We start from the raw sequence: 23,145 nt of genomic DNA, 5'->3' as shown, positions 1-23,145 counted from the left end.
GAGCACTTGTTCCACCTCGCGACGGGTGCGCGCTCAACGACCGTCCGCGTGACGGTGACGGGCACTTCACCTCAAGTGAGGAGCCCTGGAAGCGCCTCGAAACAGCGCATTGGCCTCGTTGACGTGGATCAATCGTGCAATCGCGTGTCCGGCTACGCTGAGATGACGGACGCAACGCTCACCCTGTCGTCTCAGCAGTCCGGTGATGCGCATTCCGTTGGACCCGTCGGCGACACTCCCGTCGCGGAGATGACGCGCCGACATCTGCACACGTGCCGCACACGGCATCGATCATTCTGGAGAACAAGCCATGAGTAACCTGACTCGTTACGACCCGTTCACGGACCCGATCCCCGATCTGTTTCATGGTCTCTTTCGTCCGTTCCGCGGACTGTCGATCGCAGAAGGCCCCGATCTGTCGTCGATCAAGATCGACGTCACCGAGTCCGAGGCGGCCTATTCGGTGAAAGCGGAGCTGCCGGGCGTCGAGAAAAATGACATCGACGTGCAGATCGACGGCCCGGCTGTCACGATCAACGCGAAAGTCGAACGCAGCAAGGAGCAGAAGGACGGCGAACGGGTGATCCGGCGCGAACGCTATTCGGGCGCATTCAGCCGCTCGTTCACGCTGGCGAGCGCAGTCGACGAAAGCAAGGCGACGGCCGAATACAAGGACGGCGTGTTGTCGCTGACGCTGCCGAAGAAAGCGTCGCCCGATCGCAAGCGCATCGAAATCGGCTGAGGGCCGCGCAGTCAAACCTGAGAGAACTGGGCCCGCCGTCACGCTGGCCGAACGAAGCGTGGCGGTTGGCCCACTTTCCTGTGAGGAGTAGTCATGCCATTGACAGGCAAAGTCGATGAGGACGGCTGGTCGGTGCGGGTCGAAACGAAGCCGGCAGCCGATGGAAAATTTTGCAGCGACATTCACGTGTGCCATCGCACCCGCGACGGGAGATTCGCGCATGTCTTCGCGAATCACGAGACGTTTTCCACCGAGCGCGAAGCGATGCTTGCGGGCCTGCGCGAGGGAATGATCTGGATCGAACTCAAGCGTTCGCGGACTTTCCATGTCGAAGCGTCCGGGACGGATGGATCGGACCTTCGATCATCGGAATAAAGAATCGGAATAAGCGCGGCGAGACGAGCGCGCCTGTCATCGGCGCGTGCTTGCTGGAACTGGAACGCCCGTCGCGATTGATCGAATCACATCGGCCGGTCATACCTATCCGGCCAATGCTGAAACCACTTGCTCAAACCTCGTCATCCGCGAACACGCCGTTCTCGGGTTCCGCGTCCGTTTCGTCGACGCACTGCACATGCCATTGGCCGACGACGGGCGCATGATGCGCGTGCCGATACCAGAGCGCGTGGCCCGATTCGCCTTCGAACGGACCATCCGCCGAAGTCAGGTCGAGCCCCGACAGCTCGCAAAACGGATGCATGCCCGCAGCGTCATAGACCCGCGTGCTGCCCTTCGAAGAGACCAGCGTCCCCCATTGCGGCACATCGATCACGGCATGTCCCTCGCGCGACCATTTACGCGTGTCGCGGTCGAGCCAGAGAATCGCATAGACGGCGGGATCGGGGCATTCGAATGTATCGAGGTGGATGGTGATTCTCATCGATGGCTCCTTCACGGGCAGGATTCAGGACGCTTGCAACGCTCGCATCATTGGGACATGACCCATTCGATCAGCGTATGTGCGTCTTGCGCGGAAAGCGGCCCGCCGCGCTCGGCGGGCAACGGCATCGCCATGTCGCCCCAGTGCGCGCGACCGCCCATCCGCAGCTTGTGTTCGAGCATCGCCGTCGCGTTCGGCACACCGCGATAGCGGTCCGCGATCTGATGAAACGACGGCGCGAGGAACGGCGCATCCGACGTATGGCAGAACATGCAATGCTGCTGATCGACCAGTTCGGTCGGTTCGTTGCGCTGCGCGAGCGCGGTCTGCGATGCCGCCAGCAACACGTTCGCGCAAACAAGCAACACGGATAAACGCGCACGGATCACGTTGAAGCCTCCTGGTTGGCTGACAGTTTCAATCTATCGCGCGACGCATCGGGGCCTTTGAGCCAGGTCAACGGATGCCGTGAGAGCCCGACGACGGCAAGCGGTCACTGGCGTGTCAAAACAGCACGTCGGACAGGGGCCGTCTTGGTGCATGACCGACCTGCGGGCCGCGTCCGACGCGCAAGAGAAGCTGCGGTATCGCATCGACGTGCAGCAGGACTTTGAGCCGTTCGCGCAACGTGCCGACTTCGACGGGCTGGTTCAGGTACGACGCGGTGAGTCCTTCCGCCGCCGCGACCAGCAGCATCCGTTCGAGCGCCTGCCCGGTCGCGAGCCACGCCTCCTTGTCGTCTCGCGACGTGGCGATGCCCACGATCAGCGGCGACCCTTCGACGAGATGGTGGTGACTGGCAGGCATGCCCGCGCCGACGTCGAATACGCGCACCACGGACGTGACGAGCGGCACCGCATAGTCGAGCAGGTCGCGCACAGCCGTGCCGTAGGCGGGCATGCCGTCATCGCGCCGCTGCGGGTGAATCCAGCTTGCAAGCTCGCGCCGAAAGCGCGGATCGGCGAACTGGTCATGATCGGCTTCGGCGACCAGTTGCGCGATTGCCTGACGTTCGGCCCGATCCTCCACGCAAGTTGCGATCGCGCCTTCTGCGTCGCATGCGTCGATCAGCTTCCGCTGCACTTCTGTGGGCACGGGTTCGTCGACGAATGGCGCGCGTGTCGTGACGCGCGCCGTCAGCGCACCGAAGAGACCGGGCAGTCGCGCATCGCAGTGTCCATCGCGCGACACGCGCACGAGCGCCACGATGTCGGGATCGGACTCGGAGGGACACAGCGTGATCGCATACGCGAGGCCCAGCCGGCACAACGCGACGCGCAAGTTGAACAGCGCCGCGCCACAACTGATGAGCAGCTCGCGATCGAACGGATCGACGACGGGAAGCGCGCGCAGGCGGTCGGCGCACACCTGCACGGTGTCGCCGTCGACGATGAATCGCCACGGTTGCGTGTTGTGATTCGACGGCGCAAGCACCGCGTATTGCAGTGCGAAGCGCAATTGCTGATCCAGAGGCGCGGAGCTATCGAAGCGCTGCTCGTCGATCTCCCACGCGGAAAGTTGCGCAGCGTGCATCATCTCGAAGCCTCCTCTGGAACGGTGCCCGCAGAGATGCGGTGCCTGCAGCAATCGTGTCACTTCGAATCGCGGCACGCTTGAGGCAGGTCAACGTTCCAGATGGGCCCGTCGAGTGGAGGTGAACGGGCGCCTTCGTGCGACGCTAGATATCGTTTTCGTCGTCGAACAGCTTGTGGCGGATTGCATAGCGCACGAGTCCGTTCTCGTTCGGCATCTGCATTTTTTCGAGCACGCGCGTCTTGTGCGTGCTGACGGTCTTGACGCTCACGCACAGTTCATTGGCGATTTCGGTGAGGCTCTGTCCCGCGACGATGCGCCGGAAGACGTCGAACTCGCGGTCCGACAGCCGCTGATGAGGGAGCGCTTCCGCCGGCTCGTTGAGATTCTGCGCGAAGCGCTCTGCCATCGCGAGGCTCACGTAGACGCCGCCCGACGCCACCTTCGTCACGGCGCCCACCAGTTCCGCGCTCGCGCTTTCCTTCGTCAGATAGCCGGATGCGCCGGCCTTGAAGGCGCGCACCGCGTATTGCTGCTCGGCGTGCATCGTCAGCACGAGGATGCGCAGCGCGGGCTTCTCGTCCTTGATCTGCTTGATGAGCTCGATGCCGTTGCGCCCCGGCATCGACAGATCGAGCACGAGCACCTGTGCATCCGTCGAGCGCACCAGCGCGATCGTCGTGACGCTGTCCCAGGCTTCGCCCGCGACTTCGAATCCGCTGGCTTGCTGGAGGATATGGCGCAGCCCGTCTCGTACGAGCGTATGGTCATCGGCGAGCAGTACTTTGATCATGAGTGGGTCTCTTCCTGTTGCACGGACTGCAAGGGAAAAGTGACGGTGATGGCGAAGCCTTCGTTTTGTGCGGTGTCGATCTGCACCGAACCGCCCAGCATGTGCGCCCGTTCCCTTACGCCGATCAGCCCAAACGAGCGGTCCTGACGGTTGTCGGCGGCGGCTTTCCAGTCGGCGCCCCGGCCGTTGTCCGCGATCCGCAGCATGCAGTGCGAGCCCGTCGTATGCAGCGTGATCTCGACGGCGGTGGCATCCGCATGACGGGCGACGTTGTTGAGCGCTTCCTGCACGATACGGAAGAGGGCCGTCGCGCCGTCCTTCGAGAACGCTGCATTGCCGGGCTCGATCTTGTGCGTGATGTCGATGCCATAGCGGTTCGTGAAATCGTTCGCGAGCCATTCTATCGCGGGCACGAGGCCCAGATCGTCGAGCATGACGGGCCGCAGATCGGCAGCGATCCGCCGCACCGATGCCACCGTCGAATCAATCATCCGGCGCATGCGGCGCAACTGGTCCGTGACGTTCCCGTCGAGCGAGCCGGCCTCGCTGTCGACGGACAAGACCTGTTCGAGCGCGGAGAGATCCATCTTCAACGCCGTCAATTGCTGTCCGAGATCGTCGTGCAGTTCGCGCGCGATCCGCGTCTTTTCCTCTTCACGCACGTTCTGCAGATTGGCCGACAGCTGGCGCAGTTCTTCTCTCGACTGCTTCAGCGCGTTTTCCGATTTGACCCGCTCGGTGATGTCCCGCAGCATCACCGTGTAGAGCTTGCCCGAATCTTCCTCTATCTGCGAAATCGACGCTTCGAGCGGAAATTCCTCGCCGGTCGCGCGCAAGCCGTACAGCACGCGCTGCTGGCCCATCTTCCGCTCGGAGATGCCCGTTGCGCCGAACTTCGCGACATGCTGCGCGTGCGCGCTGCGAAAGCGCTGCGGAATGAAACGCGAGAGGGGCGTGCCGATCGCATCCATCGCTGTGACGCCGAAGACACGTTCCGCAGTCGGATTGAAGATCACCACGTTCTGCGCGTCGTCGATCGTGATGATCGCCTCCATCGACGAGCGGATGATGCCCATCATTCTGGCTTCGTTGCGGCGTGCATTGTCGGACAGCGGGGAAGCCGTGGTGCGCGAGGCCGCGATCAGCCACACGAGGACGGCAAAAAGCGCCGAAGCCGCCATGCCGGCGACGAGCACGACGGTTGCCGCGCGGGCCGCGACGGCGGGGTTCGTCTCGACCCATTGCTGCATGACGAAATGCGATACCGCTAGCGTAATGGCGGCTGCCACCGCGAAGGTCACGAGGCTCAACGCGGCCGGCCCGACGAACCACGGCGCTCGGGACGGCTCGCGCGATCCGGCAGCGCGGTTGGCATACGGTTCTTTTTTCATGTGAGCCTTCAGGCAGGAACGGGCGTTCGCGCGGAAAGTGGATTTCGCGGCCGGAACGCAGCCGACACCCGGTACGTATTGTGGTGCCGCCATTTTGCGCGATTTGGCAGGCTCAGCCAACGTTCGCGATGACTGTATCGCGGGAGCCGGGTCTTCGCTGATGAACCGCTGGTGAATTTTACCGTTTGCTGTCTCCGTCCCGACCCGATGGAGCGGCCCGCCTGTTTGTTCTTACGACGTAAGGGCGGTGCCGTCTGCGCGACGCCGTTCGTCCGTTGCGCTTGCCCGTCAATGCCCGTCAATGCGCCATCAGCACGGGCACGGTCATCGATTCGAGCATCGTCCGCGTGACGCCGCCAAACACGCGCTCGCGCGTGCGCGAGTGCCCGTATGCGCCCATCACGAGCAGATCGACGTGAAGGTCCGACACGCGATTGAGCAGCGTCGCGCCCGTGCCGACGCTGACGTGCTTCGGCGTCGTCGAAAACGACGCACGCACGCCGTGCGCGTCGAGCCACGCGGCGACGTCGATGCCCTCGGGCACGTACGCGTGCTGCCTGGCGGGCTGCACGATGTCGACGCCGACAAAGCGCGCGCGTTTCAGCAGAGGCAGCGCGTCGGCCATTGCGCGGGCGGCTTCGCGGCTGCCGTCCCAGGCGATCAGGATGTTCTCGCCGAGCGTGCGGACCGCGCCCGCATACGGGATCACGAGTGCGGGGCGGCCCGCGCCCAGCACGAGATTGCCGACGAAATTCCGCTCGATATACGCGGCGGGGTCCTTCGGATCTTCCTGGCCGAGCACCAGCAGATCGGCGTGGCGCGCGTGAAGCGTCGCTGCGTCGAGCGCCGGCCCCGACGGCGCCCGCCATTCGATGCTGCGTCCCGCCCGTTCCGCAGCGGCGAGAAAAGCGTCCCTGGCCTTTTGCTCGCGCTCGACGGCCTGCGCTTCGGCCTGCGCGAGGCGCAGGCTTTCGTCTTCGCTGAAGAGCGGCCGGAACATGTCCTGGCACACGACATACAGGCCGATCAGATGCGCATCCCAACGCTGCGCGAGTTCCAGGGCGATCTCGACGCGCGCGCTGCTGCGACGGCTGTCGTCGATGTGAACGAGCAGGGTCTTGTAGTTCATGACAGTTCCTTTTCGGCGGAAGCGGTGACGGCGGGATCGGCGGATGCGCCGTTCGTGCCGTTCACGCGGGCGGGAATCATCAGCACGGGGCAGGCGGCGCTGCGAAGCACGCGCTCGGCGACGCTGCCGAGCATCAGCCGCCGGAAACCACGGCGGCCGTGCGTGCCCATCACGATCACGTCGGCATGCCAGCCGGTTGCAATCGCGACGATCCGGTGCGCCACGTCTTCTCCCGGCGACACGACTTCGACGGTACGCGCCGTGCCCGTCACGCCGCGTTCGTTCATCCGGCTTTGCGCATCGGATGTGATGCGCTCGCCTTCCTCGACAAACGCATCGCGGACGATGGACGGATCGAAGCCGGGCACGTCGTACGCGATGACGGGCACGTCGATCACGTAGAGCGGCATCAACTGCGCGCCGGAGTCGGCAGCGAGCTTCAGCGCGGCATCGAGTGCCAGGGAGGCGGTGTCGCTGCCGTCGAGCGCGACGAGTATGCGGTGATACATGGCGATCCTCTCGACAGGGCGTTCAATGCGACAGCAGGACGGGTACGGTCATCGACTTGAGGATCGTGCGCGTGGCGCCGCCGAGCACGACTTCATGCACGCGGGAATGCGCGTACGCGCCCATCACGATCATGTCGCAACCCGACTCGGCTGCTTGCGACAGCAGCACGTCGCCGACGGCCGTATCGCTGTCGGCCGTCATCTCGCGCACGTCGACCTTCACGCCGTGACGCGCGACCGTCAGCGCGATGTCGGCGCCGGGAATCCGATAGCGCGGCGGTTCGGCGCGCGTGGCGTTGATCGTCAGCAGCGTCACGTTCGACGCCAGCGACAGGAACGGCATCGCGTCGTGTATCGCGCGCGTGGCTTCGCGGCTGCCGTCCCAGGCGATCAGCACGTGCTTGCCGGGCTTCTGGAACGAGCCCGCGGCCGGTACGATCAGAGTGGGCCGTCCCGCCGACAGGACGATGTGCTCGACGAACTGCTCGGAGACAAACGATTCGGGATCGGACGGGTTCGTCTGCCCGAGAATGACCAGATCGGCGAGGCGGGTATACGGAGGCACTACATCGTTCGCATAGCCGTTCGCCGCGATCCATTGGCCCTTGACCTTCGCGCGCGCGAGCTCCGCATGAAACAGGCGCTCCAGCGCGGCGCAACGCTCGTGACGCTGACGCTCGTGCTCCTCGTAGTACTCGGCAGTGCCGGCCATCACGAAGAACGCGTGTGGCGCGGGAATGTACGTCGAGAAAATGCCTGTCAGCCGCGCGCGAAACTGATGCGCGAGCTGCAACGCCATTTCGAGGCGCGGATGCGCGCGAGCGCTCGTATCGAGGTGAACGAGGATGCTTTTGTAGCTCATCGCCATAGCTCCGTGACAGAACGAAATGAACGGGCGAGCGCCCGACGCTGAAATCGAGTCTATGAGCCGGACACGGGTCGCCGTTGACGCAGATCAACCGGGCCCGTGTTGCGGGGCCGATTGATTCAGGTCAACCGGCAGCCGCCGCGCGCCAATACAGTGGGATCAGCGAAGGACGCCATGCAGCCTGTTTCGACAATCGATCGTCTCGTGCTCCGGAGGGCACCCATCATGAATCGTGAACCCGATGCTCCATTCGAGCTGTGCCGCGCAGAACTCTCTGCGCCCGTGCGGCTCGGCCGCCTCGCCGAGGACTGGCGGCGCGATCTGAACACGCTGGAGGCCCATCGGATCAGGCGCGACCGCAACGCGATGCAGCACATCGAGGCGGCGCTCACCGGCTCGGGCGACTGGTTCGGGTTCGCGTCGGCCGTTCAGGCCGCGACCCACGAATACGCGAATGAAAGTCTCGCGATCTGGGGCGAGGCGATCTCGCTGACGGCGCAGCATCAGGGCGAATGGCTCGCCGAACTCGACAGCGTATTCGGTTCATGGCGAACCTTGTGGCATGCGCCGTTGCAGAAGCTGCCCGGCATCGAGCCGGCCGTCGGCAGCTTCAGCGGTTGGATGCGGACATGGCAGGACGCGATGCCGCACTTGGGCGCCTGGCCGAAGCACGACCCCGCATCGACGGCCGACGCGCAAGCGGTTCCGGACACGGCAAAAGGAGGCTGACATGCAAACGGGCCGTGTGGCATTTGTCACGGGTGGAATGGGCGGACTCGGCGCGGCAATCAGCCGGGCGCTTCACGATGCGGGCATGACGGTCGCGATGTCGTACTCGACGCGCAACGATCACGTCGCGACCTGGCTCACGCGCGAACGCGAGTCGGGGCGCAATTTCCATGCATACGAAGCCGACGTGACCGACTTCGATTCGTGCGAGCGTTGCGCGCAACGCGTGCTCGCCGAATTGGGCAAGGTCGACGTGCTGGTCAACAATGCGGGCATCACGCGCGACAAGTCGTTCGCGCGCATGTGCAAGGCGGATTGGGACGCTGTCATCCGTACCGATCTCGACGGCCTCTTCAATATGACGAAGCCGCTTCTTTCAGGCATGGTCGAGCGGAGTTTCGGACGGATCGTCAACATCGGCTCCGTCAACGGTTCGCGCGGCGCGTATGGACAGGCCAACTATTCGGCGGCCAAGTCCGGCGTGCATGGATTCACGAAGGCGCTCGCGCTCGAAACGGCGAAGCATGGCGTGACGGTGAACACGGTGTCGCCGGGGTATCTGGCGACGGCGATGGTCGAAGCCGTGCCGCACGACATCCTGGAGACGAAGATTCTTCCGCAGATTCCCGTCGGGCGGCTCGGGCGTCCCGAAGAGGTGGCCGCGCTGATTGCATTTCTCTGTTCTGATGCAGCGGCGTTCATCACGGGCGCCGATATCGCGATCAACGGCGGCATGCACATGCGATGAGCTCCCCCCAGCTGCTTCGAAAAAAGGCGCCAGCGCCGACTCCTGCGAGCACCTTGCCCGCCAATACCACTGATACCGCCGATACCACCAATACCGCCGATGCTGTCATGACCGCGCCGACGCGCAGCGCTTCGGACGCCGCCTGCGCTCCAACGCGCGGGACGAGCAGCGACGATCTCGACCGCGCAGCGCATGCGGCTGTCGCGGCGTGGACGGGAGGACTGTCGCCGGCGTCGATGGTGCTCGCGTGGCTCGACTGGGCAATGCACCTAACGGTCTCGCCCGGCAAGCAACTCGATCTCGCGACCGCGGCGCTGGTTGCGCCCGCGGTGCAAGCGCGCGGCACGCCACCGGCGGCGCGTCGGACGCCGCCGGACCCGCGCTTCGCAGCCGCCGAGTGGGAAGCGTGGCCGTTTCGCTTGTACCGTGATGCGTTCCTGCTGGCGCAGCAGTGGTGGGAGCACGCGTCGACGGGCGTTCCCGGCGTCGAAGCGCATCACGAAGATCTGGTCCGGTTCTGGGCGCGGCAGTGGCTCGACGCGTGCTCGCCGGGCAATTTCTTCGCGACGAATCCTTCGGCGCAGAAAGCGCTGATCGATTCGGGCGGCGGCATCGCGATCCAGGGCGCGCAACACTGGCTCGAAGATTTCGCCGACATGGCGAGCCGGCTGCGAGGCGGCCGTCCCGTTCATCCGTCGGCATGGCGTCCGGGCCACGAGGTCGCGTGTACGCGAGGCCGCGTGATCTGGCGCAACGAGCTTTGCGAACTGCTTCAGTACGAGCCGGCGACATCGCAGGTGACGCGCGAGCCCGTGCTGATCGTGCCGTCGTGGATCATGAAGTACTACATCCTCGATCTTCAGCCGAAGGATTCGCTCGTCAAATATCTGGTCGATGAGGGCCATACCGTCTTCATGGTGTCGTGGCGCAATCCCGGCGCGGCCGACCGTGATCTCGCACTCGACGACTATCTGAAGCGGGGCCTGCTGGCCGCGCTCTTCGAGGTGCATGCCCGTTGCGGCGAACCGGTTCATGCGACGGGCTATTGCCTCGGCGGCACGCTGCTCGCGATTGCGGCGGCCGCGCTGGCGCGCGACGGGAAAGCCGATCTGCTGCGCACGGTCACGCTGCTCGCCGCGCAGACGGATTTCAGCGAACCGGGTGAGCTCGGGCTCTTCATCGACGCGAGTGAACTTGCTGCGCTCGATGCGCTGATGTGGCAGCAAGGCTATCTGGACGGCTCGCAGATGGCGGCGACATTTCAGCTGCTCAACGCACGCGACCTGATCTGGTCGCGCATGATGAGCGAATACATGCTGGGCCGCCGCTCGAAGCCGAACGATCTGATGGCGTGGAACGCCGATACGACGCGCATGCCGTATCGAATGCACTCGGAGTACCTGACGAAGCTCTTTCTCAACAACGATCTCGCGGAAGGCCGCTATTGCGTGGACGGTCAGCCCGTTGCGCTGCCCGACATCGACGCGCCCGCATTCGTCGTGGGGACCGAGCGCGATCATGTGTCGCCGTGGCCGTCCGTCTACAAGCTGCACCTGTTCACGCACAACGCACTAACCTTCGTATTGACGTCGGGCGGGCACAACGCGGGCATCGTCTCCGAGCCTGGGCATCCGGGGCGCCATTACCGCTGCGCGACGCGCGAGCCCGACGCGCCCTATCGCAGCCGCCAGGAATTCTTCGAGCAGACGCCGTCCATCGACGGCTCGTGGTGGCCTTGCTGGTCCGATTGGCTGCGTGCTCATTCGACTGGCCAGGTGAGCGCGCGGCAACTGGACCCGGCACTCGAACCGGCGCCTGGCCGCTATGTTCTGGAATCTTGACGACCGCATTGTGTGAAGGCGTCGCCTGAGCGGCGCGACGTCCTGGTTGTTGGAAGTCAAGCTCGAAATCAAGCCTGTCCGGCCGCGCACGTCTGGACTGGACAGTGTGCAACCGTTGCATGGGGTCACAGGAGAAATGCGACATGAAAGCACTCGTTTATCACGGTCCCGGCGAGAAGTCGCTCGACGAACGTCCGATGCCCGAACTCTCGGCGCCCACCGACGCGATCGTGAAAGTCACGCGTACGACCATCTGCGGCACGGACCTTCACATCCTGAAGGGCGACGTGCCGACCTGCGAACCGGGCCGCATTCTCGGGCACGAAGGCGTGGGTGTTGTTCATAGCGTGGGCAGCGCGGTGAGCGGGCTGTCGGTGGGCGATCACGTGCTGATCTCGTGCATCTCGTCGTGCGGACAATGCGAGTATTGCCGGCGCGGCATGTACTCGCACTGCACGACGGGCGGCTGGATTCTCGGCCACCGGATCGACGGAACGCAGGCCGAATACGTGCGCATCCCGCATGCGCAGACCAGTCTTTACCGCATTCCGGCGGGGCTCGACGAAGAGGCGCTCGTGATGCTGTCCGACATCCTGCCGACGGGCTTCGAATGCGGCGTGCTCAACGGCAAGGTTCAGCCGGGCAGCACGGTCGCCGTCGTCGGCGCGGGACCGATCGGACTCGCGTCGCTGCTGACGGCGCAGTTCTACTCGCCCGCGCAGATCATCATGATCGACCCGGACGCCAATCGACTGGAGGTCGCGCAGCGTTTCGGCGCGACGGCTTGCATCGACAACGTGCACGCCGATGCCGTCGCGGAAGTGATGAAGCTGACGGATTCCGTGGGCGTCGATTGCGTGATCGAAGCGGTCGGCATTCCCTCGACGTTCGAGCTATGCCAGGGGCTGGTCGCGCCGGGCGGCACGATTGCGAATGTCGGCGTGCACGGGGTCAAGTGCGATCTGCATCTGGAAAAGCTGTGGGATCGCAACATCGCGATCACCACGCGTCTCGTCGATACCGTCAGCACGCCGATGTTGCTGAAGACGGTCAAAGCGGGACGCCTCGATCCTGCCCAGCTGATCACCCATCGCTTTCAGCTCGTCGACATTCTCGCCGCGTACGAGACGTTTGCGCACGCCGCCAACACGCATGCGCTCAAGGTGCTGATCGAGGCATCGTAGAACGCGCTGGCTCTCGGTATCGACGTTAGTCGCGAACGCCGGGCATCGGGCGCCGCTGGTCTTGTGGCCATCGGCGACGCCTCGATGCCCGGCGTTCTCTTCGGTTTCAGCGCTCAATCCAAGTGTTCAATCCATCGACACCACGATACGTCCGTCGACAGTCCCCTCGCGCAGCGCGCCAAACACCGCATTGATGTTCTCGATACGGTCGCGATGGATATGCGCGCGGACGCTCCCTTGCGCGGCAAAGTCGAGCGATTCCTGCAAGTCGCGCCGCGTGCCGACGATCGATCCTCGCACGGTAATGCCGTTGAGCACCGTCGAGAAAATGGGCAACGGAAAATCGCCCGGCGGCAGGCCGTTCAATGCGACCGTTCCGCCGCGGCGAACCATGCCGAGCGCCTGCGCGAATGCGCTGCGCGATACGGCCGTAACGAGCACGCCGTGCACGCCGCCGATTTCCTTCTGGATTTCCGCTGCCGGGTCCACATTCTTTGCGTTGATCGCGAGCTTCGCACCGAGCTTGCGCGCAAGCGCCAGCTTGTCGTCGGATATGTCGACGGCGACCACGTGCAGGCCCATCGCGATCGCGTACTGCACGGCGACGTGGCCGAGTCCGCCGATACCCGAGATCGCGAGCCACTGGCCAGGACGCGTGTCGGTCACGCGAATGCCTTTGTAGACGGTCACGCCCGCGCAGAGAATCGGCGCGATTTCGTCGAACTCGACGTTGTCGGGAAGATGTCCGACGTAGTTCGGATCGGCGAGCACATATTCCGCGTAGCCGCCGTTGACCGAATAGCCCGTGTTCTGCTGTTCGTGGCACAGCGTTTCCCAGCCGCTCAGACAGTGCTCGCAGTGGCCGCATGCGGTGTAGAGCCAGGGCACGCCGACGCGGTCGCCTTCCTTGACCGTCTTGACGCCGCTGCCGACGGCCGTCACGTAGCCGACGCCCTCGTGTCCCGGGATGAACGGCAGCGTGGGCTTGACGGGCCAGTCGCCGTCGGCGGCGTGCAGGTCGGTGTGGCACACGCCCGACGCCTTGATGTTGACGAGAATCTGGCCCGGGCCGACTTCGGGCACGGGCACTTCCTCGATGCTGAGTGGCGCGCCGAACTGGTGAACGACGGCGGCTTTCATATGACGGGGCATGTCAGGCTCCTCGGAAAAGTGATGCGTTCATGGAATCGGACTGCGGGCTTCGGTAGTCCGCATCCGCAATGGAAGTCGATGCGGCTACACGCGCAGCGATCCGCGCAACGAGCCGAAATCAGTGCGTGGATGACGATGAACAGGCGTGCCGTCCTTCACCGAGAACGTCGGCTTGTCACGTCCCGCGTGAATCGCTTCCGCGAGATTGAAAGGCAGCCCCGAAGAAAAATGATGAAGCGACGCGTTGTAGCGCCGCGCCGCATCGTCGTAGCGATCGCGCGCGAGCGCGATCCGGCCCGCCGACGAGGCGAGCCGCGACTGAAGCGCGCGGAACTTCGGGTCCGTATTCAGGCGGCGCACGCCTTCGCACGCGATCATCAGTTGCGAAATCGCCTCCGTCAGCTGACGTTGCGCGATATCGAAGCGCTCGAACGATGCGGGTGTGTCCACGAACTCAGGCGACGCGCGCAGCGCCGCAACGGCCTCCCGCGAATCGTCGACCTGAGCGAGCACCAGCGAATCCGCTGGCAGATACTTTCGTGCAAGCGTCGAGGCATCGGCGGCGAGGTCGAGACGTTGGCCGTACTGATCGAGCACGTCGGAGTACGCTGTCTTCACTTCGCGATCGGAAGTCATCGAAGGATTGATCCCGCATGAGGCAAGTAAAAGCAGGCCGAGCAGGAGCGAAATGATCGAGGTGGATTTCATCGTCGTTGGGACTGCTTTCACGCGGTTGCGCTCGTCATGAGCGTAGGCGTGCATCGCCCGCGACGCTTGATCGACATCAATCGGATGTAGATCGTCTTCGACGCGCGCGTCGTGCCGAAGAGCGAGCGCGCGATGCCGACAATCGTTGACCAGGATCAGTTTTCCTCTGATATGCGCCGTTATCTTGAAGGGGTTCAGGAATTGTTCTCGGGGTACACGAAGTGTCGACGGGCAACGGCGCAGAGCGCGAGAAGACAGAAGCGAACGCGGCAACGGGACATGTGATCGCCGTGCGCGGCGCAGTCGTCGACGTCGATTTCGCCCGTCATGCGCTGCCGCCCGTCGATACGGCGCTCTGGATCTCGATGCGGGACAGCGCGCCCGTTCTTGTCGAAGTTCAGGCGCATATCAGCGAGACGGCCGTGCGAGCGCTCGCGTTGCAATCGACGGCGGGTCTCGCGCGAGGCGTGACGGTGCAGGTCGGCGCGGGGCCGATCGAAGTGCCCGTCGGCGAAGCGGTGCTCGGAAGGCTGCTCGACGTAGCGGGCGTCACGCGCGATGACGGCGCGCCTCTGCCCGATGACGTCGCGCGCCGTCCGATCCATCGTGCGCCGCCGCCGTTGTCGGCGCAGCGCGGCGCGACGCGTCTCTTCGAAACGGGAATCAAGGTCGTCGATCTGCTGACGCCGCTCGCGCACGGCGGCAAGGCGGCGATGTTCGGCGGCGCGGGCGTGGGCAAGACCGTGCTCGTGATGGAGCTGATTCACGCGATGGCCGAGCAGTACGGCGGCATCTCCGTGTTCGCAGGTGTCGGCGAGCGTTCGCGCGAGGGGCATGAAATGCTGTCTGACATGCGTGGCTCCGGCGTGTTGCCGCGCGCCGTGCTGGTCTACGGACAGATGAACGAGCCGCCGGGCGCGCGGTGGCGCGTGCCTCTCACTGCGCTGACGATCGCCGAGCACTTTCGCGACGAGCGCCGCCAGAACGTGCTGCTTCTGATGGACAACGTGTTCCGCTTCGTGCAGGCAGGTGCGGAAGTGTCGGGGCTGCTGGGACGCATGCCGTCGCGGGTCGGTTATCAGCCGACGCTTGCCAGCGAGGTCGCGGCGTTGCAGGAGCGCATCGTATCGGTCGGCGACGTGGCCGTGACGGCCATCGAAGCCGTCTACGTTCCTGCCGACGATTTCACCGATCCTGCCGTAACGACCATCGCGTCGCACGTCGACAGCATGGTCGTGCTGTCGCGCACGCTCGCAGCAGAGGGCATGTATCCCGCGATCGATCCCATCGCGTCGTCGTCGATACTGCTCGATCCTCTCGTCGTCGGCGCCACGCATGCGGAGGTCGCGAACGAAGTGCGGCGCGTGATCGAGCATCAGCGCGAGTTGCAGGACGTGATCGCGCTGCTCGGCATCGAGGAACTCGGCATCGACGACCGTCGCATCGTGCAGCGGGCGCGCCGTCTGCAGCGTTTTCTGACGCAGCCCTTCGCGGTGACGGAAGCGTTCTCCGGGCAGCCCGGCCGATCGGTCGCGCTCGCGGACACGATTGCCGGCTGCAAGGCGATTCTCGATGGCGAGTGCGACGACTGGCAGGAGAGTTCGTTGTTCATGGTTGGCACGCTCGACGAGGCGCGCGCCAAGGAAGCCCGCAGCAAAGAGGCGGGCATCGCGCCCGTCGCGGCCTGAGCGGAGGACATGACGATGCCACCCCGTTCCCTCGCATTGACGATTGCGACACCGGCGCGCGTCGTCGTCGATGGACTGCCGATCGTGTCGTTGCGCGCCGAGGACCAAAGCGGCGCGTTCGGCATTCGTGTCGGGCACGCGGACATGGTGACGCTGTTGAGCGCGTCGGTTGTGCGCTGGACGACGCCGGACGGCATCGAACACTACTGTGCCGTCGATGGCGGCGTGCTGATCGTGTCGCATGGCATGACGGTGTCGGTGGCTTGCCGCGAGGCCGTGCCGGGCGAATCGCTGCAACGGCTCGAAGAAGAAGTGCGCGGCGTGCGCGCCGCGCAACTCGACGCGCTGCGCCGCGCGCGCGTCGAGCAGACGCGTCTTCATGCGCAGGCGGTGCGTCAGATGCTGCGTTATCTGCGTCCTGAGAGAACGCGCGGAGAACCAGGATGACGAAGCGCCCGCCTTCGGAAGAGAACGACGGCGATCGCGTGGCGCGCGCCGCGCGACGCGCGGCAAAGCGAGACGAGACGGGACGCGCGGAGCCCGAGCCGTCGCTCGGCGCGCGCCTTGGACAGATCGGCATTCTGGGCTGGACCATCGTGCTGCCGACGCTGCTGTGTCTCGCGCTCGGCCGCTGGCTGGACCGGATCGCGGGCACACGGGTGTTCTTCTCGGCGCCGCTCGTGATGATTGGAGCGGCAATCGGCCTCTGGTCCGCGTGGCGATGGATGCATCGACAGCAAAGGAGAGATCGTGATTAACGCAGCAATCGCTCATGTGCACGGCGCCATCGCGCTCGCGGTCGCGGGACTGGCCGTCGGCCTGCTCGCGGGCGCGGTCCATTTCATTTCGCTGCGCTGGAACGCCATGTATTTCGCGCGCGGGCGCGCGCCGATCGCGTTCGCCGTGCAGATCGCTCGCCTCGTGCTGACGACGGCGATTTTCTTTCTGCTTGCGAAAGCGGGCGCATTCGCGTTGCTCGGCGGAATCGGCGGCTTTATCTGGACGCGCAGCATCGCGCTTCATCTCGAGCGAGCGACGCCATGATCCATTCGCCGCTTGCCACCGAGCCGCTGCTTCATGTGGGCCCTGTGGCGATCACCGCGCCCGTGGTCGTCACGTGGGCGATCATGGCCTGCATGACGATCGCCGCAGTGCTGCTGACACGCAAGCTCTCGATCATGCCGTCGCGAACGCAGACGGTGCTCGAACTGCTGGTCGGCACGATCGACGCGCAAATACGCGACACGATGCAAACCGATCCCGCGCCGTATCGCTCGCTGATCGGCACGCTGTTCCTGTTCGTGCTGATCGCGAACTGGTCGTCGCTCGTTCCGGGCATCGAGCCGCCCACTGCTCACCTCGAAACGGATGCCGCGCTCGCGCTGCTCGTCCTCGTTGCGACGTTCGTCTACGGCATACGCACGCGCGGCATGCAAGGCTACCTCGCGACCTTCGCCGAACCGACGTGGGTGATGATTCCGCTCAACGTCGTCGAGCAGATCACGCGCACGTTTTCGCTCGTGGTGCGCCTCTTCGGCAACGTGATGAGCGGGGTTTTCGTGGTCGGCATCGTGCTGTCGCTTGCCGGGCTGCTGGTGCCGGTTCCGCTGATGGCGCTCGATCTGCTGACGGGCGCCGTGCAGGCATACATCTTCGCGGTGCTCGCGATGGTGTTCATCGGGGCTGCCGTCGGCGAGGCACACACTCACGTTCAGGACAAACAGAAAGGACAGGCATGAACCTCATCGAAATCGTCAGCATCGCAGCGGCCTCGCTCGCCGTGTCGTTCGGCGCGATCGGTCCCGCGCTCGCCGAGGGCCGCGCCGTCGCGGCAGCCATGGATGCGATCGCGCGTCAGCCGGATGCGGCGGGCACCGTGTCGCGCACGCTGTTCGTCGGTCTCGCGATGATCGAAACGATGGCGATCTATTGCCTCGTGGTCGCGTTGCTGTTGCTGTTTGCGAATCCGTTCATGAAGTAGGGCGCGCGATGAGAATCGACTGGTCGACGCTGGCGCTGCAAACGGTCAACGCGCTGATTCTCGTCTGGCTGCTTGCGCGTTTTCTGTTTCGTCCCGTGGCCAACATCATTGCGCAACGGCAGGCGAGCGCGCATGCGTTGATGAACGAAGCGAATACCGCGAAGGTTTCGGCCCAGGCCGAACGCGATGCGCTGTCGGCCGAGCGCGAACAGCTCGCGACGCAGCGCGCGCAGGCGTTGGCCCAGGCCGAGGCGGACGCGGACAAACAGCGCGCGGCCTTGCTGGACGCCGCGCATGAAGAAGCCGAGCAGCTGCGCGCGCAAGCGGCGGCGGACCGGGCGCGCGAGCGTGCGGCGCAAGCAGAGGCGGCGTCGGCGCTCGCGGTGCAACTGGCCGTCGATATCGCCCGCAAATTGCTGGACCGCGTGCCGGACAGCTTGCGTGTCACGGCGTTCGTCGACGGACTGGCGGAGGGCGTGCGCTCGCTTTCGCCGGCTGCGCGCGCGGAGATGGCCTCGGACGCGTCGCTGCAACTGACCGCGCCGCGCGCATTGACGCCCGACGAGCGCGCCGCGTGCGAATCGGCGCTTTCCGCCGCGCTCGGACGCACCATCGCGTTGCATGCACAAGTCGATCGCGCGCTAGTCGCGGGACTGGAGTTATCGGGCGCGCACGGCGTCGTGCGCAATAGCTGGCGGGACCAGCTGGAACAGATTCACACGGGGCTGCTTCGCGATGATGGATACACGCGCTGACATGAACGACGAGCGGCCCGCAAGCGAATGGCTCTCCGGCAAGCGCGACGCGCTCGAACGGCTCGCGCTGAAAGCGCGCGCGACGAGCATCGGCCGCGTCTTGCACATCGCCGACGGCATCGCGTTCGTATCAGGCCTGCCCGACGTCGCGCTCGACGAACGGGTCGAAGTCGAAGGCGGCGTGCGCGGCTTCGTTCATTCGCTCGATGCGGCCGTTGCGAGCATCGTGCTGCTGGACAGCGGCGAGTCGGTGCGGGCGGGAATGCGCGTGGACCGCACGGGCGCCGTGCTCGATGTGCCCGTCGGCGATGCGCTGCTCGGGCGCGTCGTCGATCCGCTCGGACGGCCGCTCGACGGCGGCGACGCGTTGAAGGCCGACGGGCGTTTGCCTGTCGAGCGACCGGCGCCCGCGATCATCGAGCGCGATTTCGTTCACGAGCCGCTGGAAACGGGCGTGCTGATCGTCGATGCGCTGTTCGCGATCGGGCGCGGACAGCGCGAGCTGATCATCGGCGACCGCGCGACGGGCAAGACATCGCTTGCCGTCGATGCGATCGTCAACCAGAAGCACAGCGACGTGATCTGCGTGTACGTCGCGGTCGGTCAGCGCGCGACGGCGGTGCAGAGAGTGATCGATGCCGTGCGTCAGCATGGGGCGCCCGAGCGTTGCATCTTCGTCGTCGCGTCGGCGGCTTCGTCGCCGGGCTTGCAGTGGATCGCGCCATTCGCCGGGTTTTCGATCGCCGAGTCCTTTCGCGACCGTGGACAGCACGCGCTTATCGTCATCGACGATCTGACGAAGCATGCCGCGACGCATCGCGAGCTGGCCTTGCTCACGCGCGAGCCGCCCGGGCGCGAGGCCTATCCCGGCGACGTGTTCTATTTGCACGCACGCCTGCTGGAACGCGCGGCCAAACTGTCTCCCGCGCTGGGAGGCGGCTCGCTGACGGCATTGCCGATCGCCGAGACCGACGCGGGGAATCTGTCGGCCTATATCCCCACGAACCTGATCTCGATCACCGATGGGCAGATCGTGCTCGATGCGGGACTTTTTGCAGCGAATCAGCGGCCGGCCGTGGATGTGGGGCTGAGCGTCAGCCGCGTCGGCGGCAAGGCGCAGCATGCCGCGCTGCGCGATGTCGCGGGCCGTTTGCGGCTCGAGTATGCGCAGTTTCTGGAGCTGGAGATGTTCAGCCGTTTCGGCGGACTCGCCGATGCGCGCGTCAATGCGCAAGTCGAGCGGGGCAAGCGGATACGCGCGCTCATCACGCAACCGCGCTTTGCCGCATTGCGTCCCGCCGATCAGGTCGCGTTGCTCGCCGCGCTCGCCGATGGCGCATTCGATCGCGCGCCGCTGCATGTGCCGGGCCGGGTCAGGCAGCGGCTCATCGCAGCGGATGAAGCGCAGGGTCAAGCCTCTGATGCCGGCGCTGCGGCCTGGCTGTCGGGCCCGCTCGACGACGCGTTGCGCAAGCGTCTGACCGATCCGATCCGCGAGCTGGTCGAGCGTGCCACGCACGATGCCGCTGGCGAGCATGAAGCGCAGGGACCTTCCGATGAGCAGCAGACTCGGTGAGATCGAAAGCCGCACGGCGACCGCGCGGCAACTCGAATCCGTCATCAGCGCGATGCGCGGCATCGCCGCTGCGCGCGAACGCGAAGCCCAGGGGCGGCTCGCGGGCATCCGCTCGGCGGCGGCGACGGTCGGCGAGGCGATCGGGATGGTGCTGGCTGCCGCGCCGTCCGCCTTGCCATCCGCCGCGCCGTCCCTTCACGCAGCCGACCGGGCGTCCGAAAGGGGGCTCACGCGAATCGTGATCGTCGTGTGCACCGAGCAGGGCTTCGTCGGCGGCTTCAACGAGCATCTGGTCGAGCGCGTCGAGCATCTGCAAGCGGACGCCGCCGCCGAAATTTTCGTGGTCGGCACCCGGGGCGCGATGCTCGCGCATGAGCGCGGACTGAAGTGGGCGTGGTCGGTGCCGATGGCCGCGCACGCCGACGACGTGATGCGCGTGGCCGGCGCGATCACGGATGCCGTGTATGCGCGCTTCAGCGATCGCGACACATCGGAAGTGTGGCTGGTCCATGCGATACCCGGTCCGGGCCTCGAGGATCGCATCGTGACGCGGCGTCTCGTGCCGTTCGATTTCGCGCGGTTCAGAATGTCCTCGCGGATGCAGCCGCCCTTGCTCAACTTGTCGCTTGACCGGCTGCTGGAAGGGCTGACCGAGCGTTATGTTTACGTCGAGCTGTGCGAAGGGCTGATGCAGTCGTTCGCGGCCGAAAACGCGGCACGCGTCGCGGCCATGCTCGCGGCGAGCCAGCACGTCAAGGACAAGCTGGAGGTGCTCACGCGCGACTACCGCATCGTGCGACAGGACGAGATCACGTCCGAAATCGTCGAGCTTGCGTCGACTTCTGCTTTCGCGCAGGCAGACTCAGATGGGCAGGTGCAACCGTGAATCATGCATGGATCAGGGCGGTTTTTCTTTCGATGCTGTGCGCGGCGGTTCTCGACGGCTGTGCGAGCGCATCGCGCGATGCTGCGTTTCGAAACAGGGAAGTCGAGCTTTTCCGCGCGCGACAGGATGCATCCGTGAGTTGCAGCTCGACCGTCGATTGCGAGCGCGCGTGGGCGCGTACTCGATCGTTCATCAAGACTCATTCGGCGAGCCGGATCATTCGTGCCGACGATACCGTCGTCGAAACGGCCGATCCGCATTCGTTCGGCTTCGTGTACCTCGCGGCGACGAAAAGCCCGATCGACGACGGCAACACGCTGATACAGCTCAGGGCGATGTGCCGTGGCATGTACGACAGCGACGGCAACGCCGCGCTGATGTATTCGACGTGCGCGAAGTCGATTGTCGAGGTGGAAGGGGCGTTTCGCGCGTGGATGGGACCTGCGCGATGATGCGGGCTGTTGCGTTCGTGGCTGTTGCGGTCATTATGGCGCGCACTGTCACACGACAAATGCATTTGCAGCCGCATCGCTCCCGCGATGCCTATGGCCTGTCGACGCCGGAAAAGTGACCGATGGTCTGCGCGAGGAGCGCAGCCGACCCGACGGGCAGTTTCAGATTCACGGCGAGCGCCGTCCGGTTCATCCATCCTCGTGCAGCCGCCGCGAGTCCCGCCGATGCACAAAAAAGATAGACGTTCTGCAGAATCGCGCCGGCGCTCGCATACGCGAACGCTTCGCGCTGCGTTTGCGGAATGTCCTGCATGCGCGTGAGATCGGCGACATACACGAGGTTGACGGGCGCATGGCCGTGGAAGTCCTGATATCCCGTCATGCTTCGCAGATCCGCCGACGCGACGAGTTCGAGTGCGTGCTTGACGGGGTCGTAGCGATACGCACCGTTTGCGAGCAGTACATAGATGTCGATCTCATAGCCGCCCAGCGCCGAGGGCGCGGTACGTCCGCCGTCGACATCGCGATTGATGCCGTCGGCGGCCCACAGCAGATCGCTGAGCGTGGCGTGGTCGATCGGCGTATCGGCGAAGCTGCGCGAGGTCTGACGAGCCGCCAGTGCATCGAGCAACGGCATGCCGCCGCTGCGATGCGCGACGGGCAAGCCGATGTGGGGTGCCGGCGTCCCTTCGACGGGCCGCGGCGCGGGCGTGTTCAGCAGCGCTGCACCGATCCGGAAGATAGGTTTGATCATGGCGTGGCCATCCGCATCGAGAAACAGGTCGACCTTCATGAACGTGACAAGGTCGAATCGATCGTCCCACGCGGCGGGGCGATGGCGTTGATACAGGTCAAGCGATGCGCAGTCGCGCCGTGCGTTGTTTGCATTGACGTGCATCAAGCGCAGCGGGTAGCTGCGGGCTAAGCTGGTTTGGTCGCCTGGCGCGCAGATGGGCGGCAAGTTTTCCAGTGCGGCATGTCATTCGCGAGTGGGGTGGGCGTCATGCATATTTCGTTTCCTTCCTGTGACCCTGAATATTGCGCACGTGATCTGGTGCTGGCGTTTCCCGCGCTCGTCGACCATCAGCCAGTTCAGTGCGCGATCACGGCCGAAGCACTCGAAGATCATTTCGGCGCGCGCTCGCTGCGAGAAGACGATCTGATCAGCGCGTTCACGGCGCATCGCCTGGAAATCGAGCGCGCTACTCAGCGTATGTTGAACGAAGTGGGCGGCAAGCCTGTGCTGCTGCATAGCGGGTATTTCCGCTTCTGCGACTGAATCTGCAACTGAGCCTGAAGGGGCTAGTACAACATCCCGTAAATTGCTTGATTAATTATCCGGCTGTAAATAGGGCTGCAAGAGCGTGACGACGACATTGGCCATCTCCTCGAGCGAGCCGGTTCCGGGCAGCGGTTCCCAACGACCACTATGGCTGCGGAAGGCAGCGCCATAACGATTGCGGCCGAACTCTGTGAGGCGCGCCACAACAGTGGGCTCCTCATCGTCCAGACGTTTGATCAGCAGGTGACGTCCGTAGGCTTGCGTAACAATTTGGTCATGGCCGAGCAAGGTGCGTAGTTGACGCTGAAGTTCGGCCGC

Annotated in this window: 28 protein-coding genes and 1 pseudogene; 17 read left to right on the top strand and 12 right to left on the bottom strand. The window is 65.0% G+C overall.

Features of this window, described 5'->3' with window-relative positions; translation table 11 throughout:
• Positions 1–310: 310 nt before the first annotated feature.
• Positions 311–742, top strand: coding sequence for an Hsp20/alpha crystallin family protein (locus tag GCT13_RS38615; RefSeq protein WP_152767210.1), 432 nt, complete (start codon positions 311–313; stop codon positions 740–742).
• A gap of 93 nt (positions 743–835) precedes the next feature.
• Positions 836–1,117 carry a UDP-glucose 4-epimerase gene (locus tag GCT13_RS38610; protein WP_152767209.1) on the top strand — a complete coding sequence of 94 codons (282 nt, stop codon included), beginning with the start codon at positions 836–838 and terminating at the stop codon, positions 1,115–1,117.
• Between the two features lie 133 nt (positions 1,118–1,250).
• On the opposite strand, the gene GCT13_RS38605 is transcribed toward GCT13_RS38610, so the two are convergent.
• The 8 genes and pseudogenes from GCT13_RS38605 to GCT13_RS38570 all read right to left on the bottom strand — a co-directional run bounded on the left by GCT13_RS38605 (position 1,251) and on the right by GCT13_RS38570 (position 7,839).
• The gene (locus GCT13_RS38605; RefSeq protein ID WP_152767208.1) at positions 1,251–1,622 is read right to left on the bottom strand and encodes a DUF3564 domain-containing protein; all 372 of its coding nucleotides are present in this window, start codon (positions 1,620–1,622) and stop codon (positions 1,251–1,253) included.
• 47 nt (positions 1,623–1,669) lie between these two features.
• The gene (locus tag GCT13_RS38600; protein ID WP_321574896.1) at positions 1,670–2,011 is read right to left on the bottom strand and encodes a c-type cytochrome; all 342 of its coding nucleotides are present in this window, start codon (positions 2,009–2,011) and stop codon (positions 1,670–1,672) included.
• 115 nt (positions 2,012–2,126) lie between these two features.
• Positions 2,127–3,158, bottom strand: coding sequence for an Acg family FMN-binding oxidoreductase (locus tag GCT13_RS38595; protein WP_152767207.1), 1,032 nt, complete (start codon positions 3,156–3,158; stop codon positions 2,127–2,129).
• Positions 3,159–3,300: 142 nt separating this feature from the next.
• Positions 3,301–3,948 (bottom strand): response regulator, encoded by a 648-nt coding sequence (locus tag GCT13_RS38590; protein WP_152767206.1) that lies wholly within the window; start codon positions 3,946–3,948, stop codon positions 3,301–3,303.
• Positions 3,945–5,165: pseudogene (locus GCT13_RS38585) on the bottom strand (PAS domain-containing sensor histidine kinase); the annotation flags it as partial. The gene GCT13_RS38590 and the pseudogene GCT13_RS38585, both read right to left, overlap by 4 nt.
• Positions 5,166–5,637: 472 nt before the next feature.
• On the bottom strand, positions 5,638–6,468 hold the full coding sequence (locus GCT13_RS38580) for a universal stress protein (protein ID WP_152767204.1): 831 nt from the start codon (positions 6,466–6,468) through the stop codon (positions 5,638–5,640).
• Entirely contained in the window at positions 6,465–6,977 is a 513-nt protein-coding gene (locus GCT13_RS38575) for a universal stress protein (protein WP_152767203.1), read from the bottom strand. The genes GCT13_RS38580 and GCT13_RS38575 overlap by 4 nt, the downstream gene beginning before the upstream one ends.
• A 22-nt stretch (positions 6,978–6,999) precedes the next feature.
• Positions 7,000–7,839, bottom strand: coding sequence for a universal stress protein (locus GCT13_RS38570; RefSeq protein ID WP_152767202.1), 840 nt, complete (start codon positions 7,837–7,839; stop codon positions 7,000–7,002).
• A 231-nt stretch (positions 7,840–8,070) separates the two neighbouring features.
• On the opposite strand from GCT13_RS38570, the gene GCT13_RS38565 reads away from it, so the two are divergent.
• The 4 genes from GCT13_RS38565 to GCT13_RS38550 all read left to right on the top strand — a co-directional run bounded on the left by GCT13_RS38565 (position 8,071) and on the right by GCT13_RS38550 (position 12,347).
• Entirely contained in the window at positions 8,071–8,574 is a 504-nt protein-coding gene (locus tag GCT13_RS38565) for a hypothetical protein (protein WP_152767201.1), read from the top strand.
• A gap of 1 nt (position 8,575) precedes the next feature.
• Positions 8,576–9,322: an acetoacetyl-CoA reductase gene (phbB, locus tag GCT13_RS38560; RefSeq protein WP_152767200.1), complete on the top strand. Its 747-nt coding sequence runs from the start codon at positions 8,576–8,578 to the stop codon at positions 9,320–9,322.
• 107 nt (positions 9,323–9,429) lie between these two features.
• Entirely contained in the window at positions 9,430–11,163 is a 1,734-nt protein-coding gene (locus GCT13_RS38555) for a PHA/PHB synthase family protein (protein ID WP_227747232.1), read from the top strand.
• 143 nt (positions 11,164–11,306) lie between these two features.
• Positions 11,307–12,347 carry a zinc-dependent alcohol dehydrogenase family protein gene (locus tag GCT13_RS38550; protein WP_152767198.1) on the top strand — a complete coding sequence of 347 codons (1,041 nt, stop codon included), beginning with the start codon at positions 11,307–11,309 and terminating at the stop codon, positions 12,345–12,347.
• Positions 12,348–12,473: 126 nt separating this feature from the next.
• Here the strand turns inward: GCT13_RS38550 and adhP are convergent, their stop codons facing one another.
• The gene (gene adhP / locus GCT13_RS38545) at positions 12,474–13,499 is read right to left on the bottom strand and encodes an alcohol dehydrogenase AdhP (protein ID WP_152767197.1); all 1,026 of its coding nucleotides are present in this window, start codon (positions 13,497–13,499) and stop codon (positions 12,474–12,476) included.
• A gap of 84 nt (positions 13,500–13,583) precedes the next feature.
• A complete protein-coding gene (locus tag GCT13_RS38540) occupies positions 13,584–14,228 on the bottom strand; it encodes a LemA family protein (RefSeq protein WP_321574895.1) in 645 nt (214 codons plus the stop codon).
• 200 nt (positions 14,229–14,428) lie between these two features.
• Here GCT13_RS38540 and atpD point away from each other — a divergent pair, with 200 nt between their 5' ends.
• From atpD to GCT13_RS38490, 10 genes are all read left to right on the top strand, one after another.
• On the top strand, positions 14,429–15,895 hold the full coding sequence (gene atpD / locus GCT13_RS38535; RefSeq protein ID WP_321574894.1) for a F0F1 ATP synthase subunit beta: 1,467 nt from the start codon (positions 14,429–14,431) through the stop codon (positions 15,893–15,895).
• Between the two features lie 15 nt (positions 15,896–15,910).
• Positions 15,911–16,342: a F0F1 ATP synthase subunit epsilon gene (locus GCT13_RS38530; protein WP_193727874.1), complete on the top strand. Its 432-nt coding sequence runs from the start codon at positions 15,911–15,913 to the stop codon at positions 16,340–16,342.
• Complete coding sequence (locus tag GCT13_RS38525) at positions 16,339–16,653, top strand: AtpZ/AtpI family protein (RefSeq protein ID WP_152767195.1); 315 nt, start codon at positions 16,339–16,341, stop codon at positions 16,651–16,653. The genes GCT13_RS38530 and GCT13_RS38525 overlap by 4 nt, the downstream gene beginning before the upstream one ends.
• Positions 16,646–16,939, top strand: a complete 294-nt coding sequence (locus GCT13_RS38520; RefSeq protein ID WP_321574892.1) for an ATP synthase subunit I — start codon at positions 16,646–16,648, stop codon at positions 16,937–16,939. The genes GCT13_RS38525 and GCT13_RS38520 overlap by 8 nt, the downstream gene beginning before the upstream one ends.
• The gene (locus GCT13_RS38515) at positions 16,936–17,634 is read left to right on the top strand and encodes a F0F1 ATP synthase subunit A (protein WP_152767193.1); all 699 of its coding nucleotides are present in this window, start codon (positions 16,936–16,938) and stop codon (positions 17,632–17,634) included. Before GCT13_RS38520 ends, GCT13_RS38515 begins: the two co-directional genes overlap by 4 nt.
• Positions 17,631–17,876: a F0F1 ATP synthase subunit C gene (locus GCT13_RS38510; protein ID WP_152767192.1), complete on the top strand. Its 246-nt coding sequence runs from the start codon at positions 17,631–17,633 to the stop codon at positions 17,874–17,876. The genes GCT13_RS38515 and GCT13_RS38510 overlap by 4 nt, the downstream gene beginning before the upstream one ends.
• A gap of 8 nt (positions 17,877–17,884) precedes the next feature.
• A complete protein-coding gene (locus GCT13_RS38505; protein WP_152767191.1) occupies positions 17,885–18,631 on the top strand; it encodes a F0F1 ATP synthase subunit delta in 747 nt (248 codons plus the stop codon).
• A gap of 1 nt (position 18,632) precedes the next feature.
• Positions 18,633–20,207 carry a F0F1 ATP synthase subunit alpha gene (locus GCT13_RS38500; RefSeq protein WP_152767190.1) on the top strand — a complete coding sequence of 525 codons (1,575 nt, stop codon included), beginning with the start codon at positions 18,633–18,635 and terminating at the stop codon, positions 20,205–20,207.
• Positions 20,188–21,093: a F0F1 ATP synthase subunit gamma gene (locus tag GCT13_RS38495; RefSeq protein ID WP_152767189.1), complete on the top strand. Its 906-nt coding sequence runs from the start codon at positions 20,188–20,190 to the stop codon at positions 21,091–21,093. The genes GCT13_RS38500 and GCT13_RS38495 overlap by 20 nt, the downstream gene beginning before the upstream one ends.
• A 134-nt stretch (positions 21,094–21,227) precedes the next feature.
• A complete protein-coding gene (locus GCT13_RS38490) occupies positions 21,228–21,545 on the top strand; it encodes a hypothetical protein (RefSeq protein WP_227747228.1) in 318 nt (105 codons plus the stop codon).
• A gap of 91 nt (positions 21,546–21,636) precedes the next feature.
• On the opposite strand, the gene GCT13_RS38485 is transcribed toward GCT13_RS38490, so the two are convergent.
• Positions 21,637–22,299: a SagB/ThcOx family dehydrogenase gene (locus tag GCT13_RS38485; protein WP_152767217.1), complete on the bottom strand. Its 663-nt coding sequence runs from the start codon at positions 22,297–22,299 to the stop codon at positions 21,637–21,639.
• A gap of 240 nt (positions 22,300–22,539) precedes the next feature.
• Between GCT13_RS38485 and GCT13_RS38480 the strand changes: the two genes are divergently transcribed.
• Positions 22,540–22,824, top strand: a complete 285-nt coding sequence (locus tag GCT13_RS38480; protein ID WP_321574897.1) for a DUF1488 family protein — start codon at positions 22,540–22,542, stop codon at positions 22,822–22,824.
• A gap of 51 nt (positions 22,825–22,875) precedes the next feature.
• On the opposite strand, the gene GCT13_RS38475 is transcribed toward GCT13_RS38480, so the two are convergent.
• The coding region (locus GCT13_RS38475) for a hypothetical protein (protein ID WP_227747227.1) at positions 22,876–23,145 on the bottom strand (270 nt) is incomplete at its 5' end.

Origin of the sequence: Paraburkholderia franconis (assembly GCF_009362735.1) — a bacterium.
Taxonomy (GTDB): Bacteria; Pseudomonadota; Gammaproteobacteria; order Burkholderiales; family Burkholderiaceae; genus Paraburkholderia; species Paraburkholderia franconis.
Note: the sequence above shows the minus strand (reverse complement) of the source record. Positions and strands in the feature narration are given on the sequence as shown.

Coding starts and splice junctions, on each gene's coding strand:
- GCT13_RS38615 (WP_152767210.1), top strand. CDS start 311: ATGAGTAACCTGACTCGTTACGACCCGTTCACGGACCCGATCCCCGAT.
- GCT13_RS38610 (WP_152767209.1), top strand. CDS start 836: ATGCCATTGACAGGCAAAGTCGATGAGGACGGCTGGTCGGTGCGGGTC.
- GCT13_RS38605 (WP_152767208.1), bottom strand. CDS start 1,622: ATGAGAATCACCATCCACCTCGATACATTCGAATGCCCCGATCCCGCC.
- GCT13_RS38595 (WP_152767207.1), bottom strand. CDS start 3,158: ATGATGCACGCTGCGCAACTTTCCGCGTGGGAGATCGACGAGCAGCGC.
- GCT13_RS38590 (WP_152767206.1), bottom strand. CDS start 3,948: ATGATCAAAGTACTGCTCGCCGATGACCATACGCTCGTACGAGACGGG.
- GCT13_RS38580 (WP_152767204.1), bottom strand. CDS start 6,468: ATGAACTACAAGACCCTGCTCGTTCACATCGACGACAGCCGTCGCAGC.
- GCT13_RS38575 (WP_152767203.1), bottom strand. CDS start 6,977: ATGTATCACCGCATACTCGTCGCGCTCGACGGCAGCGACACCGCCTCC.
- GCT13_RS38570 (WP_152767202.1), bottom strand. CDS start 7,839: ATGAGCTACAAAAGCATCCTCGTTCACCTCGATACGAGCGCTCGCGCG.
- GCT13_RS38565 (WP_152767201.1), top strand. CDS start 8,071: ATGAATCGTGAACCCGATGCTCCATTCGAGCTGTGCCGCGCAGAACTC.
- phbB (WP_152767200.1), top strand. CDS start 8,576: ATGCAAACGGGCCGTGTGGCATTTGTCACGGGTGGAATGGGCGGACTC.
- GCT13_RS38555 (WP_227747232.1), top strand. CDS start 9,430: ATGACCGCGCCGACGCGCAGCGCTTCGGACGCCGCCTGCGCTCCAACG.
- GCT13_RS38550 (WP_152767198.1), top strand. CDS start 11,307: ATGAAAGCACTCGTTTATCACGGTCCCGGCGAGAAGTCGCTCGACGAA.
- adhP (WP_152767197.1), bottom strand. CDS start 13,499: ATGCCCCGTCATATGAAAGCCGCCGTCGTTCACCAGTTCGGCGCGCCA.
- GCT13_RS38530 (WP_193727874.1), top strand. CDS start 15,911: ATGCCACCCCGTTCCCTCGCATTGACGATTGCGACACCGGCGCGCGTC.
- GCT13_RS38525 (WP_152767195.1), top strand. CDS start 16,339: ATGACGAAGCGCCCGCCTTCGGAAGAGAACGACGGCGATCGCGTGGCG.
- GCT13_RS38515 (WP_152767193.1), top strand. CDS start 16,936: ATGATCCATTCGCCGCTTGCCACCGAGCCGCTGCTTCATGTGGGCCCT.
- GCT13_RS38510 (WP_152767192.1), top strand. CDS start 17,631: ATGAACCTCATCGAAATCGTCAGCATCGCAGCGGCCTCGCTCGCCGTG.
- GCT13_RS38505 (WP_152767191.1), top strand. CDS start 17,885: ATGAGAATCGACTGGTCGACGCTGGCGCTGCAAACGGTCAACGCGCTG.
- GCT13_RS38500 (WP_152767190.1), top strand. CDS start 18,633: ATGAACGACGAGCGGCCCGCAAGCGAATGGCTCTCCGGCAAGCGCGAC.
- GCT13_RS38495 (WP_152767189.1), top strand. CDS start 20,188: ATGAGCAGCAGACTCGGTGAGATCGAAAGCCGCACGGCGACCGCGCGG.
- GCT13_RS38485 (WP_152767217.1), bottom strand. CDS start 22,299: ATGATCAAACCTATCTTCCGGATCGGTGCAGCGCTGCTGAACACGCCC.